We start from the raw sequence: 15,723 nt of genomic DNA, 5'->3' as shown, positions 1-15,723 counted from the left end.
GCACGCTGCCCGGATATCCCGCTACCCGCCGATACCCCGATACCTGGACGGGTTCGCGTTGACCTGGTAGCATCCGGGCTGCGATGCCGCGACTTGCCGCGGCCCTGCACCCCGTTGATTACCTAATGAAAGCGCATGGAAAAGAAACGATCGCAACGTTGCCGGGAAGCCTTGTGTCCGCCGATTGGCGCGCTGCTGCGCTACCAGGCGCGCATCGTCCGCGTGGTGGCGGAAGCGCGCGGCCAACGGGCGATGATCGAGTCGCTCGACACCACCGGCCGGACTTTCGTCAGCACGGTCAAGTGGAATAGCCTGCGCGAACTGGGCGCCCAGTTGTTCTGAATCCGGCAGCGGCGCGCCGTGGACATGACGGGAAGCGCGCCGACGGAATATCGATGCAATAAAGGAGCGGTGTTATGCGCAACCGTAGCTCGGCGCGAAAGACGACCGGCGAAGCGAACCTGCCGGAACTGTTCGACCGGCTCGAGTTGGCGTTGGCTCAGATGCCGGCTCGCACGTCGCTCTGCAAGGCGCTGTCGGATCTGAACCGGCGGCTCGGTTCCAGCGGCGTGAAAGCTGTCGCGCGAACCCGCCGGGCGGCGCCGCGGCGCCCGCGTCCAACGCCTGTCGAGTCTCTGCCGCTGTTTTCGTAATTCGTCGGCGTTGCCGGCTTTTCTCCTGCGGCGCGAGTTCTTCGCGCACATTTCAGTTTTTGTTCGATGGCGGCGCCATGCCGCCCAATCCTCCCACGTCTCGTTCAGTGCAATCCCCGAGCGACGCCGCTCGATGGTAGCGCTACCATCCGCGTGATCGAAAAGCCGTGTGCGGTTCATCCGGGCGCGGCGCGAAGCGAAGGTATCGCGACCATGGAGACGTCCGTGTCATCGAACCGCAAAACCCCGGAGCAACTTCGCAGCCACCGCTGGTACGGCGTGAACGATCTGCGCTCGTTCGGTCATCGTTCGCGCACCGCGCAGATGGGTTATCACGCGTGATCAAGCCGGCGGCGATGGAAACGCATCTGCTGAAGCATCGCGGTCCTGCCGTCGTGTTCAGGGACTATGCGGACATGGCGGCGCGCATCGATAGCGAAGCGCTCGACGTGACCGCCGATTCGGTGATCGTGTTGCAACACGCCGGTCCGATCGGCGCACCGGGCATGCCCGAGTGGGGCCAGTTGCCGATCACGCCGAAGCTGCCGTTCGAACGCGGCTTCGGCGTGATGCATCAGTTGCACGTGATGCAGGCGAACAAGGGCTGCGATTTCGATTTTCTCGAAGAGCCGATTCGCGCGCCGACACCGTCCGCATCCGTCCAGCAAAGTACTCGGGACAACCCGGCAGGCCCGCGCCCCGAGCCCGAAATCCACTAACTCATCCAGAATCTCTCATGACCGCATCCGATCCCGGCATCAGCGAAACGACTCTCGAACTGCTGCGCCACGTCAGTACCGCGACGCTGACCACCCAACTGTTCAAGCGCGGCCTGCGCAATGTTTTCCTGCAAGGCGTCGCGCCGCTCGTCAAACCGGCGCCCGGTGCGCCGAACCTGGTCGGTCCCGCGTTCACGCTGCGCAATATTCCGGCGCGCGAAGACCTCGATCACCTCGGCGTGTTTCAGGACCCGGACCATCCGCAGCGCAAGGCAGTCGAAACGGCGCCGCCGGGCAGCGTGCTGGTGCAGGATTGCCGCGGCGAGCGCGGGGTTGCATCGGTCGGCTCGATTCTCGCGCAGCGGCTCGCGAAACGCGGTGTCGCCGGCATGGTGTCCGACGGCCCGGTGCGCGACAGCGGCACGATCGCGGAACTGGGTCTGCCGTTATGGTGTGCCGGCGCGAGCGCGCCGCTGAATCTCGCGAAACACCATGCGGTCGATATGAACGTGCCGATCGCCTGCGGCGGCGTGCCGGTTTATCCGGGCGATATCGTGGTCGCCGATGTCGACGGCGTGGTGATCGTGCCGCATGAAATGGCCGAAGAAGTCGCGCGCGATGCGACCGAGCAGGAACAACTCGAAGCGTTCATCACGCAACGCATCGCGGAAGGCAGGCCGTTGCGCGGCACCTATCCGCCGAATGAAGAAACGCTCGTGGCTTACGCGCAATGGCGGGCGAAACAACCATGACAGGCGAGGCCGTGCCGGCCAAACGCCTGCGCTAGAACTTCGGCAATCCCGGCGGATTGCTTTCAGCGCGCTCGAGTGCTTCGCCCTGAATGCCCCAACGCGCAAGCGACTTCTGATAGGTGCCGTTCTGAATCAATCCGTTCGTTGAGATGGTCAACGCGTCGACGAGACCGCTGCCTTTGCGCGTCGCGATCGCCACGTCGGCTTTCAACGGCCAGCCCGCGTTGACGGTGCCGACGGCGCGAACCGCACCGGTAGTCGCGGCGTCGTATGCGAGTGGCGCGTTCGGATTCAACTCCGCATCCGCGCGGCCGGACAGCAGCGCCGTGCGTGCTGTGGAGTCGTCGTCGAAGTACTGCAACTCGATCGGTTTCAAACCCTTCGCGACGTTCTGCCGGTTCCACTCCAGCAGGATCTTTTCCTGAATCGTCCCCGAACCCGTGATGATGCGAAGACCCGCAATATCCTTGGGCTCCGCGAGTTTTTTGATCGGGCTCTGGGTCCGGACATAGAAACCGTGCAGACCCTGGCGGTAGGTCGTGAAGTCGAATTTCTCCTTGCGTTGCTCGGTCACGCCGACGTTCGAGATCACCGCGTCGTACTTTCCCGAGGTCAGACCGAGCGGCCAATCGGTCCACGTGATAGGGACGATCTCGAGCTTGAGCCCGAGCGAATCGGCGACCAGTTGCGCGTAGTCGGCATCCGAGCCGATCACGGTTCTCGCGTCGGTCGCATAGGTTGCGGTCGGCGGCCCATGCGGCGAAATAGCGACGGTCAACGTGCCCGGTCTGGTGAAACGATAGTTCTTGAGGGCGGCAATCGCTTCGGGGTTTGCGGTGGTCCGGATACGGCCCGTCTGCTGCGGACTCAAATCGACCGCGCCCGATGCGGCCACCGTCGCGTTCGAACCGATGCAGACGGAAAGCGCAGAAAGTGCCGAAAGCGCAACGCAGGTGTAAATGAATCGACGTCGACTAATGATCATGAATTTAAAGAACCCGTGAAAGGAATTCGCGAGTGCGCGAATGTTCAGGCGCGTTGAGCACTTTTGCCGGCGGCCCCGATTCGACGATCCGGCCTTGGTCCATGAAAACGATCGTATCGGCCACTTCGCGTGCAAAGCCGATTTCGTGCGTGACGATGACCATCGTGGTGCCGGAGCGGGCCAGTTCCTTGATGACGTCGAGTACTTCGTTGACGAGTTCGGGATCGAGCGCCGACGTGGGTTCGTCGAACAGCAACACCTTCGGCTTGAGCGCCAGCGCACGCGCAATCGCGACCCGCTGTTGCTGACCGCCCGACAGTTGCCGCGGCCACGCATGGGCTTTGCCGGCCAGTCCGACGCGCGCGAGCAGACTACGCGCGATGTTCCCGGCTTCGGCGCGCGTCGCGGTGCCGTGCGCGAGCGGTGCTTCGACCAGGTTTTCGAGCACCGTCAGATGCGGGAACAGGTTGAAGTTCTGAAACACCATGCCGACTTCGATACGGCGGCGCAGGATGTCCTTTTCCTTCAGTTCGTACAACGTGTGGCCTTCGCGTCGATAGCCGATGAATTCGCCATCGATGTCGATCAGGCCTTCATCCACTCGTTCGAGGTGATTGATGGTTCGCAGCAACGTCGACTTGCCCGAGCCGGACTGGCCGAGGATTACCGTCACGCTGCCGGGTGGCATGGTCAGCGATACGTTGTCGAGCACCTTGAGTGAACCGTAGCTCTTCGAGATCCGCTGGATGGAGATTGCGCCGCCTGCGCGCTGATCGGTCCACGGGTTTTCGATGGTTTGTTTTGTTGCGACGGGCGATGTGGAGGATTCGGTATTGGACTTCTTGGGCTCAACCCCAAGATGCTTCACGAGCGAATTCAGGAGACCGCCGAACGGCAACGCCGCCTGATTGCGAGTGGCGCCTCGCGAATAGTGACGCTCCACATAAACCTGAATCGCAGAAAGCACGGTCAGAATGATCAGATACCAGACGGTGGCCACCATCAGCAGCGGAATGACTTCGAGATTGCGCCGGTAGATGATCTGCACCGTGTAGAACAACTCGGGCATCGCCAGCACATAGACCATCGACGAACCCTTCGCGAGCGCGATCAGATCGTTGAACGCGGTGGGCAGGATCGCGCGCATCGCCTGCGGCAACACGATGCGCCGGGCCTGGCGCGAGCGCGGCAAGCCGAGCGCGCCGGCCGCTTCGAGTTGCCCCTGGTCGACGGAAAGGATGCCGCCGCGAATCACCTCGGCGGAAAACGCCGCGTGATTGAGCGTCAGGCCCAGTACGGCCGCAAAGAACGGGCTGATCAGCTCGGTGGTCGGCATGCTGAGGAACGAGATGTTCGTGAACGGTATGCCAAGCCAGACCGTTTCGTACAGATAACCGAGGTTGTTGAGAATCAGCAGCAGCACGATCAGCGGAATCGAGCGGAACAGCCACACGAACGCCCACGCGATACCCGCGAGAAGCGGCGAGCGCGACACGCGCGCCAGCGCGATCGGAATGCCGAGCGAGAAGCCGAGTACGGCGCCGAGCGCGGTGAGAATCAGCGTGCGTCCCAAACCGGAGAGCACCGGTTCCGACAGGAACCACTCGGCGAACACGCTCCATCCCCAGCGCGGATTGCTCAGCACCGAGTCGAGCACGACGACGATCACCAGCCCGGCGAACAGCGTGCCGATCGTACGCGCGCGGTGCCGCGCCGGCACGATCCGATAGCGCTCACGGTCCGCGGTTGCGTTCGTATGGGGCTGGGCTGCGCCGAGCGGCGAGTTCAGGATTTCTGCGGAATCGTTCATATGCGCCTCGCGTGTCGTCAGATCGCTTCCGCGAGCGCATAGCGGCTTGCCTTGCGTCGCAGGCCGAGATGGTCGCGCAGCGTCGCGCCCTTCAGCGTGCGCTCGTAGCGGCCGCGCTTTTCGAGTTCGGGAATCACGAAGCGGATGAAATCGTCGAGTCCTTGCGACTGCACCGGAAAGCCCAGAATGAATCCGTCTGCGGCACCCGCATCGACCCAGCGAATCAATTCCTCGGCGACGTGCGCGCCTGTGCCGACGAATTGCGTTTTCGGCGTCGCGACTTCGAGCGCCACCTGACGCAACGTCGAACCGTTCGCGCGTGCATTCGCCTTGATGCGGTCCGTGGTCGAGCGGAAGCTGTTGCGGCCGATCTCGCCGAGTTCGGGAAAGGGCGCGTCGAGCGGATACTGGCCGAAGTCGTGATGATCGAAGAAGCGTCCGAGATAGGCGAGCGCTTCGTCGATGGTCAGCAACTCGCTGATCACGCGGTATTTCTCGTCGGCTTCGGCCTGCGTCGCCGCAACCACGGGGCCGATGCCCGGAAAGATCCGGACTTCGTCGCGTTCGCGGCCGTGTTCGACCGCGCTGTCTTTCACGCGTTGCGCGAAGCCCTTTGTTTCTTCGACCGAGATCGAGTGCGTGAATACCGCGTCGGCATACTTGCCGGCGAGCGCGATCCCCGCATCGGACGAGCCCGCCTGGAAGATCACCGGCTGGCCTTGCGGCGAGCGCTGAATGTTCAGCGGCCCAGCCACCTGGAAGAACTTGCCCTTGTGATCGAGCGTGTGAAGTTTGCTGCGATCGAAGAACACACCGCTTTTCCGGTCGCGCACGAATGCATCGTCATCCCAACTATCCCACAGTCCTTCTGCGACGCTGAGGTACTCGTCGGCGATTTCGTAGCGCACTGCGTGCTCGGGATGCGAGCCGCCGTAGTTTTTCGCGGTGTCTTCGAGCGGCGTCGTGACGACGTTCCAGCCCGCGCGTCCGCCGCTGATCAGATCGAGCGATGCAAACTGCCGCGCCACGGTGAACGGATCGCTATACGACGTGGAGACCGTACCCGCAAGGCCGATTTTCGACGTGACCGTGGCCAGCGCGGACAAAATCGAAATCGGCTCGAAACGGTTGAGAAAGTGGGGGATCGATTTCTCGTTGATGTACAGGCCGTCGGCCACGAATGCGAAGACAATGCCGTTCGCCTCGGCCTTCTGCGTGGTTTTGACGATGTAGTCCAGATTGACGCTGGCATCCGCCGGGCCATCGGGATGCTTCCACGAATTCATGTGGCCGCCTGCACCGTGCAACATGATTCCAAAGCTGATGTTTTGCGTGCTCATGACGTCGTCCGCCGCTCGGGTGAAAAGGTTGAGGGATGCGTCACGCGTGGACGCTTTCGAGAAGGCTGCCCAGCAGTTCGACCGAGCGCAGCCGCTCCGGATAGCTGACGAGCGGCGAATCGACTACGAACTCCTGAATGCCGAAACGCGCGCTCAGCGCGTCGAGTTGTTCGCGCACCTGCTCGGGTGTGCCTTTGACTACGTGCGGCCGGCGTTCTTCGACGCGATAGTCGCTGGTGGAATTCACGCCGCTTTGCCGCGCGAATTCCGCCGCGGCTTCGGCCGTGGCGAGGTTGAAGCTTTGTCCGCTCGACAGTTGCAACCTGAAAAGCCGCAACGGCCCGACGAGCCGATCGGCTTCTTCCTGAGATTGCGTGACCACCGCGTAAAGCGCGAGGAGCGGCGCGTGTCCTGTCGCGTCCCGATAGGTCTGCACCGAACGCTCGATGTTGGCTTCGTCGCCGTTGAAATGGCCGGCGTAGCAGAATTGCCAGCCGTGCCGCGCGGCGAGCGCTGCGCTTTCGGGGCTGCCGCCGAGCAGGATCCGCTCCGGCGGCGCGGGTGGAACCGGCAGCGCGAGTGCGCCCGCGAGCGGATGATCTTCAGCGACGCCAAGCGCGAGGAACGCGTCGAGTTCCGCGAGTTGCGACGCGAAATCGGGCTTGCGGGTTTTGTCCTGCAGCCATTGCAGCGCTTTTGTCGTGAGCGGCAGCCCACCGGGCGCCTTGCCTACGCCGAGATCCACGCGGCCGGGCGCGAGCGCCGCGAGCAGCTTGAACGTTTCGGCGACCTTGAACGGACTGTAGTGCTGCAGCATCACGCCGCCCGAGCCGACGCGAATGCGCGACGTATGCGCGAGCACGTGCGAGATGACGATCTCGGGCGCGGAACTCGCGAGCGTCGGCGAACCGTGATGTTCGGCGATCCAGAAACGCCGGTAGCCGAGTTCTTCGGCGCGTTTCGCGAGCTTCACGGTGAAGCTGAGCGCGTCCGCGGCGGACGCGCCTTCCGCGATTGGGCTTTTGTCCAGCAAGGAGAGTGAATAAGCCATGACGGTAGCGGCTATCGAAAGACAGGAAGTGGGCGGTGCAGCGGTTCAACGCGCGCGCTTGTCAGGTCTTCGGCAGACCCGGCGGATTCGTGGCGGCTTTGTCGATCGCTTCGGAATCGAGCTTCCAGCGTTGCAGCAGGGACAGATACGTGCCGTTGCGGATGAGATCGTTGAGCGCAACGGTGAGCGGATCGGCGAGGCCGCTGCCTTTGCGCGACGTGACGGCGAGTTCCGCGGTGCGCGGCCAGCCGCCGCTTATTGCGCCGACCGCGCGGGTCTTGCCTTGCCGCGCGGCCTCATACGCGAGCGCGGCGTTGACGCTGAAGATGGCGTCCGCGCGACCCGATTGCAGCGCGACGGCTTTGACCGCGTCGTCGTCGTAGTACTGCACCGAAATCGGCTTGAGTCCGTGCGCGACATTTTCCTTGTCCCACTCCAGCAGGATCTTTTCCTGATTGGTGCCGGCGTCCGTGATGACCCTGAGGCCCGCAATGTCCTTCGGTTCCTTGATCGACTTGATCGGACTATCGTTCTTCACGTAAAAGCCGACCAGATCGCGACGATAGGTCGAGAAATCGAACTTGGCCTTGCGTTCCTCCGTCACGGTCACGTTCGAAATCACCACGTCCACTTTGCCCGACGCGAGCGCGAGCGGCCAGTCGGGCCACGCGAGTATCACGAGGTTCAGCTTGCGCCCGAGACTGTCCGCGACGAGTTGTGCGAGGTCCGGATCGAACCCGACTACCGTTTTCGCGTCGGTCGCATAGGTGCTGATCGGCGGATGCGCGACGACGAGGCCGACCGTTAGCGTGTCGCTTTTGATGAACGGGAAATTGGCCGGCAGCGCCTTGATCGCATTGGAGTCCGGAGCCGTGTGCAGACGTCCGGGTTGCTCGGGGCTCAGGTCGAAACCGGTGGCGGCAAACGACGCGGAGCTGAAGATCAGCGCGGCGCCCATCATGCCGGCCAGAACGAGAGATGAAAAATTGTGGGTGGTTTTCATGGCGGTTCTGTTTTTAATCCGGAGAGGCGATGGAGGAAGAGTCGTGAGCAACCAGCGTGGGTTCCTTGCTGTAGAGATCGTCGAGCGTGTCGGTGCGCCCCGGTTCGAGCAGGTCCTTGCCGTATCGAAGTTGCACCAGCACCTCCGGCTCGACCGCGGAATCGAACAGGCTCGTGTAGCCGCAGTCGCTATAGAGACCCCATGCTTCGGGTTGTCTGAAGCCGGTCGTCAGATAGACGCGCGTGTAGCCCTGATTCAGCGCGCGCAATTCGAGCGCTTGCACGATTTTTCTTGCGAGACCCTGGCGGCGCACATCGTCGCGAGTCCAGATGCGTTTGAGTTCCGCCGTGCGTTCGTCGTAACGCTTGAACGCGCCGCCCGCGATCGCTGCACCGTCGCGCAGCAATAGAACAAACGCACCGTGCGGCGGCGCGAAGGCTTCGGGCGGATAGCGCTTCATTTCCTGCGCGGCGGCCGCGCCACCGTCTTTCCTGTACGGCTCGTAGCGCGTTGCATATTCGTTCTGCAATGCATCGATCAACGGCTTGGCGCGAGGATCGAGCGTGGTGGTATCGAGAATGCTGTCGCTCATGGATAACCAGATTGCATGGATGCATTGATCGGGGTGCAGCTACGATAGCTTCGGATTCCGCACGGACTAAAGAAGCAATTGCCATATCCATATCGATGGCCGTGGCATCAGTCGTCAATGCGGACAAACCGGCAATATGTCAGGCAGAACTGAGCGCGCGGGTCAGGTGAGCGGATAGTCTTCTGCGAGATGGAAAAGACAATCGCCGCGCCGTACAAGCGCGGGTACGCGTTTGCAAACCACTTCGCCAGCGGCCTGAAAATGATGCGTGACGGGTTCGCGCAAAGGCGTATCGGGGAAGTGGATGCGAGCTGCCGGTTGCCCCGCACTGACGCGTTCGCCGAGTTCGACAAGCGGTTCGAACAGGCCGCTTTCGTACGCATACACATAGTGGCTCGAGCCGGCCACGCGCAGGAAGCGCGTCGCAGCCGGCGGCCTCTCGGGGACCAGGCGCCCATGCAGCAACTCGATGAAGCCGAGAAAGTGCAGCAGCCCACGGCGCGCATCGCGAATCAATGCCGGGTTCACCGTTCCACCACCGCCGAGTTCCGTCGTGATGGACAACGCGCGCTGGCGTCGAGCCGCCGATGCCGCATGCACCGGGTTTTCCTTATGCAGAAACGCATTGGGCAGGCCGAATGCCTTTAGTAGCGCAATGATCCTCTCGCGCTCGTCGCTGTCGCGTGGATCGATCGCGAGCATGTTGGCGCCGCCATATAAAAGCGAACTGCCGCCCGAATGCAAATCGACGAGATAGTCGGCGCGGTTGAGCAACGTGTGTTCGATGTAGTGCGCAATGACCTGGGTCGGCGTGCCGTCGGGATTGCCCGGAAACGCACGGTTCAGATTGCCGCCGTCGACCGGCGAGGTGCGCAAGCCGGCTTCCGCAGCGGGCGCGTTGGCCGCCGGCAGAAAGATCAGTTGACCCTGGATGTCCTCGGCTTCGAGATCGAAGATCAATTGCGAGACCAGGATCTGGCCTTCGTATTCGTCGCCGTGATTGCCGGCCATGATCAACACGACAGGGCCGTCTCCATTGCGGATGGAAACGATCGGCACCGGCAACCAGCTCATAAGCGGAGCGGTGAACGGAATGCGGCACCCGCAGGTAACCGGCGTGCTTGCCGTCGGCGTCGAGGTCGACTTCGCTGCGGATGGGACTGGGCGATTGCGGAGCGGAGATAGCGGACATGATGAGTGTCGGAGTTTCACGATCGCCTCATTCTGTTGCCGTTCCACTTGCGTCGCCACGAAGCAATGGATAGATCGATATAGCGATCAGAGCATAGGTTGCTCGATCTGCATTTATCGAGAGCGATTGAGAATAGGGATTTTCACGGGGGATTTCACAATTAAGTGGTGATGGCAGCGCGGTTCAGCCGCGAGCGCCCGCTGGCCGCCGGTTTCGGGTCGGCTTGCTTGAGTGCGTGGTACTCAATTGGCATAGCGTGCCTGAAAGACCAAGCAAGTTGCACAGTTAAAGTACAGACCCCGGTACTATATGGTTCTACCGGAATCAGGCAGTGCCGTGACGAACCACGTGAAAATATGAACAACTTTATCCGACCCCCCGTTTTATATCCGGCCTCCGTCGTTTTCGTGGACGACAACGACAGCTATCTCGACGCTTTGCGTCGCTTCTTTCCGGATGTCTCCACTAATCTGTTCTTTACCCGCCCGCAAACGGCGCTTGCTTTCATCCGCAAGCACGCGCGCGAGAATTCGCTGGAGTTCGCGCCCGCGTCGGCGTGCCTGAGCGAAACCGGTATCGAGCGGTTCGTCGAAACCTCGGCGGAGCGCGACATCCTGACCCGCGATCTGCGTTTCGAGGAAGTGGCCGCGGTTGTCGTCGATTACGACATGCCGGGCATGAGCGGCGTCGATTTTCTTTCGTCGCTGTCCAGTTTGCGTTGTGCAAAAGTGCTGCTGACCGGTGTTGCGGATGAAACAGTCGCGGTCAAGGCGTTCAATGCCGGCATCGTCGATCTGTATCTGCGCAAGACCGACGGCGATTCGGCGAACCGGCTGGTCCATTTTCTGAACGACGCGAGGCGCAGGCATTGCGCGGAAGCCGGCTGGCTGGGTCTGGGCGACAACGGCATGACCTATTGCGACCCGCGCACGAGGCGCGTGATCGACGAGCTGGTGGCTGCCGAAGGCATCGTCGAGTACTACTGGCGGCCGGAGCAGAACGCGATCCTGATGTTCGACCGCGCCGGCAAGCCGAGCGTTTTTGTCGCGTGGGCGGAGAGCGACTGGATCTCGCAGGGCGAGATCGTCGCTGACGAGAGCGGGCCGGCTGACCTGTTGAAGCGCATGGCAGTGCGCGAAACGATGCCGCTTTTCTGGCCGGAAATGGCCTACCGTCCGGGCACCCGGTACAAGGAACTGAAGCCGTATCAGATTCCGGGCTGGGAGGACGCGTTCTATGGCTGGGCCAGAATCGAGCCGGGCGAGGTGGGCTTGAACCCGGGCCTGAACCCGCTGACATTCTCGCAATGGCGCGACGACCGGAATCAGCGAGCGCCGGTCTGAAGAAGAGGGCGGCTACCGTCCTGATGAGTAGCGGACCGGGCTGTAAAAAATGCCGGCCTGGATCCACGTTTCGAGACACATAGAGCCCCATGTACGCGATCCCGACTGCCTTCGTGTCCGCGCTGTTCGTGGTGTTCGGGCTCTACGTGCTGATTACTCAGGGTTTCAACCGCCTGTCCGCGCCGTTCATCCTGATGTGCGCGACGACCTTCGCATGGCAGGGCACGTGGACCCTGCTGTTCCAGACTCACAATCCCCATATCGCGAGCGTGCTGGTCCGGGTGGGCTATCTGTTCATTCTTTTTCTGCCCACCACGTTCTATCATTTCGTCACCGAAGTGGCGGCGCGCCGCCGCGAACGGCCGCTGCTGCTGGTGTCCTACGGCATCTGCGTCGTGCTCGCCGTGCTGCTTCCCGGCGACGAAGTGATCGCCGGCTATCGCCACTACTTCTTCGGCTACTATCCGGCCGCCGGAACGCTGCATCCTTTGCATGTACTGCAGACGGTGTTGCTCTCGTTGCGCAGCGCACAGCTTCTGCTCGCCGCCCGCAAGAAGGCCGGCAACGAGGCGCGCAGGCGTCTCGATCTGTGCCTGGCGAGCCTGTGCCTGTACTCGTTCGCGGCGGTCGATTACGCGGTCAACTACGGCTTGCCGATCTACCCGCCCGGCGTGCTGTTCATTGCCCTCAGCCTCGGGCTTCTGGCCATCACGATCGTGCGCTATCACCTGATCCACCCGTATGCGCTCGCGGCGACCATCGCACACGAAATCGCCACACCGCTCGCGACGATCGGCATGCACGCGGACGAAATCGCGAGCGTCTGGTCCCACGTGTTCAAGGGCTACCGGCTCGCGGTCACCCACGGGCTCTACGACGATCAGGGGCATTCCGGACAGTCCGAACGCATCAGCCAACTCGCTACGTCGATCAGGCGGGAAGTCTCGGGTACCAGCGCGATGGTCGAAATGGCACTGGCTTCTTTTACGCTGGACCGGCTCGATCGCAAGCGCTTTAGCCCGCATTCGATCCAGCAATGCGTGAATTCGGCGCTGGAGCGTTATCCGTTCCGCGGCGACGAGCGCGCGCGAGTCACCGTCATGCCGATCGACGAAACCATGTGTTTCTCGGGCTCGGATACGCTGGCCGTCTTCGTGCTGTTCAATCTGCTCAAGAACGCATTGCACGCGATTCGCGTGAGCGGCGAAGGCCAGATCAGCATTAGCGCTACCGAAGAGCAGGGCTTCTGCGTTCTGCGTTTTCGCGACACCGGCCCGGGCATCGCGCCCGACGTCTTGCCGCACATTTTCGACGCGTTCTTTTCAACCAAGCGGCACGGCAGCGGCGCGGGAATGGGGCTCGCATTCTGCCGACGTGCGGTCGATATGCTGGGCGGCAGCATCGAATGCGCGTCGATACCCGGTGCGCATACAACCTTCACGGTCTGGTTGCCCACGCCGGGTTCTCCGGCCGACCGGGCACAGGCGAATGCGCCGGCGCGGTCCGAGCGCCGGCGTCAAAACATGAAGCGTTGAAGTTGCAGGTGGGCGTCAGGCGCGGTGAGTGCCTTGGGGTTATTCCTCTATAGCGCCTTGAGCCCTTTTAACCCCCGTTTCTCCTTTATGCGTTGGCGAGTGCCGAGACCGGCAGTTCGTACTCTTTCACACGCTCGATGATCCCTTCCGGAAAACGCCTGATTTTCCGGTCCCTTCCCGAGAACAGGATCTGCTGGTAACCCTGCGAGACCTTGCGTCCGTCCACGAAGAAGCGAAACAGCAGGTACGCCGAGCACTGCCTGACCTGCACGGTGTTCAGGTAGCAATCCACCCGTTGAAACGGAAAGGTCTCATGCACGTATTCCTGGTGCGCGCGTTTGGTGACGAACATACCGTCCGAGCCCAGCAAGTCGTTGTGAATGCACTCGTGGAACCAGCGCTCGCGGCACACCCCTTGCCATTCGAAGTAGCGCGAGAAATAGGTATTCATGAACGCGTTCGAGTCCTTCAGGTAGATATCGAACCCGTGATGGAAGGTCTTCAGTGCGACGGGCGCCGCCGGGTCTTCCGAAAGAAGGACGGATTCGCGGTTCAGAACGTTGGGGATGACATCACGCATCAACATACGATGCTCCTTATTCAGGAATGACTGCTTGCGGCAGTCACGCATGCCGGCCGATACGGCAGGCACATCCCATTCTGTTGGCGTTGTGGGTGATCTGGCTATTGGCTGGCAAACATGAATCGTAAATTCTCGCGGACGTCGGCCAAAGGGTATTCGCCGGAGCGAACCGGTTTTCGAAGTTCTCCGTGCGATGGCCGTGCAGAGAACAGGTTAAAACCGGTCGACCCTGAAGGGCCGCGGGTCGATGAACGTCTGCGTGCCGGTCATCATCTCAGCGATCAGACGGCCTGTTACGGGTCCTAGCGTGAGCCCATGGTGCGCGTGGCCGAACGCGAACCATAAATTCTTGTGACGTCCCGCTGGACCGATGATCGGCATCATGTCGGCAGTGCAAGGGCGGCGTCCCATCCATGCTTGTTCGTCAAGGCGCTCGCCCAATGGAAACAGCGTGCGCGCGATGGGTTCGACTGCGGCGAGTTGTGTGGGCGTTTGGGGCGCTTCGTTCAGCGCGATCTCCGCGCCGGTGGTGAGGCGGATGCCTTTCGCCATCGGCGCGAGCAGATAGCCGCGCTCGGCGTCGAGCACCGGCTGGTTGAGGCGAGCGTCGCCCTTTGACGCATAGTGCATGTGGTACCCGCGCTTGACGGCGAGCGGCAGCCGGTAACCGAGTCGTGCGCTCAACATATCCGACCACGGCCCCAGCGCGATCACCGCAGACGATGCGGCGAGCGTGCCCGCGTTCGTGTCGACCTCCCAATGTTCTCCCGGCTCGCGCAACGAGTTGGCATCGCCGATAAAAAAACGGCCGCCGAGTGCTTCGAAATACTTCGCATAGGCGGTGACGAGCGCGTTCGGATCGCTCACGGAATCGGACTGCGGATAGCGCACGCCACCTGTTAAAGACTTGTCGAGATCGGGTTCGATCTGTTGCAAACGGGTGGCGTCGAGCGACTCGAACGCAACGCCATATTCACGATTCCATTGTTCGGCAAGCCGTATTTCGTCGTGGTGTCGGGCCTCGGTGCGAAACACTTTCATCCAGCCGATCGGCCGCAACAACGCACTCGCGTTCGCTTGCGCGGCCAGCGCGCGGTGTTCGCTGACGCAATGTTCGATCAACGTCGAGTACGCGCGCGCGATTGCCGCGTGTTTCTCGGGATGGGAATTGCGCCAGTATTGCCACAGGAAGGGCGCGACCTTGAGCAGCGCATCCGCGTGATAGCGGACGTCGAGCGACTGGTTGCGCGCATGGCGCAGCAATGTGCCGAGGTCGCGTGGAAACGCGTAAGGGTAGACGCCTTCGCGCTGGATCAGCCCGGCATTGCCGAACGAGGTCTCGTTGCCCGGCAGCTTGCGGTCCACCAGCGCGACTGCGCGCCCGCGCTTCTGAAGATGCACTGCAACCGACACGCCGACAATGCCCGCGCCGAGTACGACGGTATCGAATTTGACTGGTCTCATAGGCTGTATTTTCCACTTATCGGGCTGATCTTTCGCAACTGAATTTCTTGACTGGAGTAATGCGTGAGAATAGTTGCGCGTTCAACTGGATGACCGCGACGACGCATTGTCAGTCCGTGAATGAAGCCATCATCGCGTCTTTTCGACCATTCTCCAATAGGGTTTTATATTAATAATATAAATAGACGTGTGCATTTGTTTGTGTCGCTCAAATTTCCCGGCCTGGAAAAAATAAAGACTTGCGTTTTAAGCGGCTCAATGAGGCAGAGCTTTTCTCTTTCCATTTCTTTCCGAAACCGACGGGGACGTCACAGCGGATATCCTTGGAAGTACTACTTATCGCGCCAGCGTGCCGATACGTTACACGGATGAAACGTTTATACTTCGTCTGCCATTCGCCGCTGTAAGTAATACCGGGCACTCGCGAGGAAATTTCGCTGCTCAGTAAAGCTTGCGCAGCAATCGTCAGACATGAACGTGCACGGATGCAGCGTTACGGCTGCGATCCGCTGGTTCATGATTGCGTCCGTTCGTCATCTGTTTTGTTTGTCACTTGTCCGTCGCCGGACTGCCAACTGCCCGTTGTATCGCTGTACTTCGTCGAACGGCAACTTCACGCCGCGATAAATGCTGCGCGTCGTCAATCCATGGAAGCAATCGTAAATGGCGTCAGGGTAGACAGATTTTTTAAACATTATGGT

General features: G+C 61.5%; 13 protein-coding genes and 2 pseudogenes. 6 read left to right on the top strand and 9 right to left on the bottom strand.

All coding sequences use genetic code 11. From position 1 onward, the window contains the following. Nucleotides 1-135: 135 nt before the first annotated feature. The 4 genes and pseudogenes from PQQ51_RS03490 (at nt 136) to PQQ51_RS03475 (ending at nt 2,124) form a co-directional block, all read left to right on the top strand. The gene (locus PQQ51_RS03490) at nt 136-342 is read left to right on the top strand and encodes a hypothetical protein (RefSeq protein ID WP_408494869.1); all 207 of its coding nucleotides are present in this window, start codon (nt 136-138) and stop codon (nt 340-342) included. A 74-nt stretch (nt 343-416) separates the two neighbouring features. Continuing rightward, a complete protein-coding gene (locus PQQ51_RS03485; protein ID WP_408494867.1) occupies nt 417-653 on the top strand; it encodes a hypothetical protein in 237 nt (78 codons plus the stop codon). Between the two features lie 266 nt (nt 654-919). Then, a pseudogene (locus tag PQQ51_RS03480) lies at nt 920-1,372 on the top strand (hypothetical protein); the annotation flags it as partial. A 17-nt stretch (nt 1,373-1,389) separates the two neighbouring features. Further along, complete coding sequence (locus tag PQQ51_RS03475; protein WP_408494865.1) at nt 1,390-2,124, top strand: ribonuclease activity regulator RraA; 735 nt, start codon at nt 1,390-1,392, stop codon at nt 2,122-2,124. A gap of 31 nt (nt 2,125-2,155) precedes the next feature. On the opposite strand, the gene PQQ51_RS03470 is transcribed toward PQQ51_RS03475, so the two are convergent. From PQQ51_RS03470 to PQQ51_RS03440, 7 genes and pseudogenes are all read right to left on the bottom strand, one after another. Continuing rightward, the gene (locus tag PQQ51_RS03470; RefSeq protein WP_408495186.1) at nt 2,156-3,106 is read right to left on the bottom strand and encodes an ABC transporter substrate-binding protein; all 951 of its coding nucleotides are present in this window, start codon (nt 3,104-3,106) and stop codon (nt 2,156-2,158) included. A 7-nt stretch (nt 3,107-3,113) separates the two neighbouring features. Next, nucleotides 3,114-4,919: an amino acid ABC transporter permease/ATP-binding protein gene (locus tag PQQ51_RS03465; protein ID WP_408494863.1), complete on the bottom strand. Its 1,806-nt coding sequence runs from the start codon at nt 4,917-4,919 to the stop codon at nt 3,114-3,116. 17 nt (nt 4,920-4,936) lie between these two features. Beyond that, entirely contained in the window at nt 4,937-6,259 is a 1,323-nt protein-coding gene (locus tag PQQ51_RS03460; RefSeq protein ID WP_408494861.1) for an LLM class flavin-dependent oxidoreductase, read from the bottom strand. Nucleotides 6,260-6,299: 40 nt separating this feature from the next. Next, complete coding sequence (locus PQQ51_RS03455) at nt 6,300-7,310, bottom strand: LLM class flavin-dependent oxidoreductase (RefSeq protein ID WP_408494859.1); 1,011 nt, start codon at nt 7,308-7,310, stop codon at nt 6,300-6,302. 61 nt (nt 7,311-7,371) lie between these two features. Beyond that, nucleotides 7,372-8,271 (bottom strand): ABC transporter substrate-binding protein, encoded by a 900-nt coding sequence (locus tag PQQ51_RS03450; RefSeq protein ID WP_408495185.1) that lies wholly within the window; start codon nt 8,269-8,271, stop codon nt 7,372-7,374. 55 nt (nt 8,272-8,326) lie between these two features. Continuing rightward, a complete protein-coding gene (locus PQQ51_RS03445; RefSeq protein WP_408494856.1) occupies nt 8,327-8,905 on the bottom strand; it encodes a GNAT family N-acetyltransferase in 579 nt (192 codons plus the stop codon). Between the two features lie 162 nt (nt 8,906-9,067). Further along, nucleotides 9,068-10,097 (bottom strand): annotated as a pseudogene (locus PQQ51_RS03440) (M14 family metallopeptidase). Nucleotides 10,098-10,453: 356 nt separating this feature from the next. Between PQQ51_RS03440 and PQQ51_RS03435 the strand changes: the two are divergent. Next, a complete protein-coding gene (locus tag PQQ51_RS03435; protein WP_408494854.1) occupies nt 10,454-11,440 on the top strand; it encodes a response regulator in 987 nt (328 codons plus the stop codon). A gap of 89 nt (nt 11,441-11,529) precedes the next feature. Further along, nucleotides 11,530-12,975, top strand: coding sequence for a sensor histidine kinase (locus PQQ51_RS03430; RefSeq protein WP_408494852.1), 1,446 nt, complete (start codon nt 11,530-11,532; stop codon nt 12,973-12,975). 85 nt (nt 12,976-13,060) lie between these two features. Here PQQ51_RS03430 and PQQ51_RS03425 read toward each other — a convergent pair whose 3' ends face one another. Then, nucleotides 13,061-13,561 carry an acyl-CoA thioesterase gene (locus PQQ51_RS03425; protein ID WP_408495184.1) on the bottom strand — a complete coding sequence of 167 codons (501 nt, stop codon included), beginning with the start codon at nt 13,559-13,561 and terminating at the stop codon, nt 13,061-13,063. A gap of 210 nt (nt 13,562-13,771) precedes the next feature. Next, the gene (locus PQQ51_RS03420) at nt 13,772-15,022 is read right to left on the bottom strand and encodes an NAD(P)/FAD-dependent oxidoreductase (RefSeq protein WP_408494850.1); all 1,251 of its coding nucleotides are present in this window, start codon (nt 15,020-15,022) and stop codon (nt 13,772-13,774) included. Between the last annotated feature and the right edge of the window lie 701 nt (nt 15,023-15,723).

Origin of the sequence: Paraburkholderia xenovorans (assembly GCF_046030735.1) — a bacterium.
Classification (GTDB): domain Bacteria; phylum Pseudomonadota; class Gammaproteobacteria; order Burkholderiales; family Burkholderiaceae; genus Paraburkholderia; species Paraburkholderia xenovorans_A.
This window is presented reverse-complemented; position numbering and strand designations above follow the sequence as displayed.

Excerpts from the sequence above, each read along its gene's own strand:
- PQQ51_RS03445 (WP_408494856.1), bottom strand. The coding sequence starts at position 8,905 with ATGAGCGACAGCATTCTCGATACCACCACGCTCGATCCTCGCGCCAAG.
- PQQ51_RS03460 (WP_408494861.1), bottom strand. The coding sequence starts at position 6,259 with ATGAGCACGCAAAACATCAGCTTTGGAATCATGTTGCACGGTGCAGGC.
- PQQ51_RS03465 (WP_408494863.1), bottom strand. The coding sequence starts at position 4,919 with ATGAACGATTCCGCAGAAATCCTGAACTCGCCGCTCGGCGCAGCCCAG.
- PQQ51_RS03435 (WP_408494854.1), top strand. The coding sequence starts at position 10,454 with ATGAACAACTTTATCCGACCCCCCGTTTTATATCCGGCCTCCGTCGTT.
- PQQ51_RS03475 (WP_408494865.1), top strand. The coding sequence starts at position 1,390 with ATGACCGCATCCGATCCCGGCATCAGCGAAACGACTCTCGAACTGCTG.
- PQQ51_RS03430 (WP_408494852.1), top strand. The coding sequence starts at position 11,530 with ATGTACGCGATCCCGACTGCCTTCGTGTCCGCGCTGTTCGTGGTGTTC.
- PQQ51_RS03490 (WP_408494869.1), top strand. The coding sequence starts at position 136 with ATGGAAAAGAAACGATCGCAACGTTGCCGGGAAGCCTTGTGTCCGCCG.
- PQQ51_RS03450 (WP_408495185.1), bottom strand. The coding sequence starts at position 8,271 with ATGATGGGCGCCGCGCTGATCTTCAGCTCCGCGTCGTTTGCCGCCACC.
- PQQ51_RS03420 (WP_408494850.1), bottom strand. The coding sequence starts at position 15,022 with ATGAGACCAGTCAAATTCGATACCGTCGTACTCGGCGCGGGCATTGTC.
- PQQ51_RS03485 (WP_408494867.1), top strand. The coding sequence starts at position 417 with ATGCGCAACCGTAGCTCGGCGCGAAAGACGACCGGCGAAGCGAACCTG.
- PQQ51_RS03425 (WP_408495184.1), bottom strand. The coding sequence starts at position 13,561 with ATGTTGATGCGTGATGTCATCCCCAACGTTCTGAACCGCGAATCCGTC.
- PQQ51_RS03455 (WP_408494859.1), bottom strand. The coding sequence starts at position 7,310 with ATGGCTTATTCACTCTCCTTGCTGGACAAAAGCCCAATCGCGGAAGGC.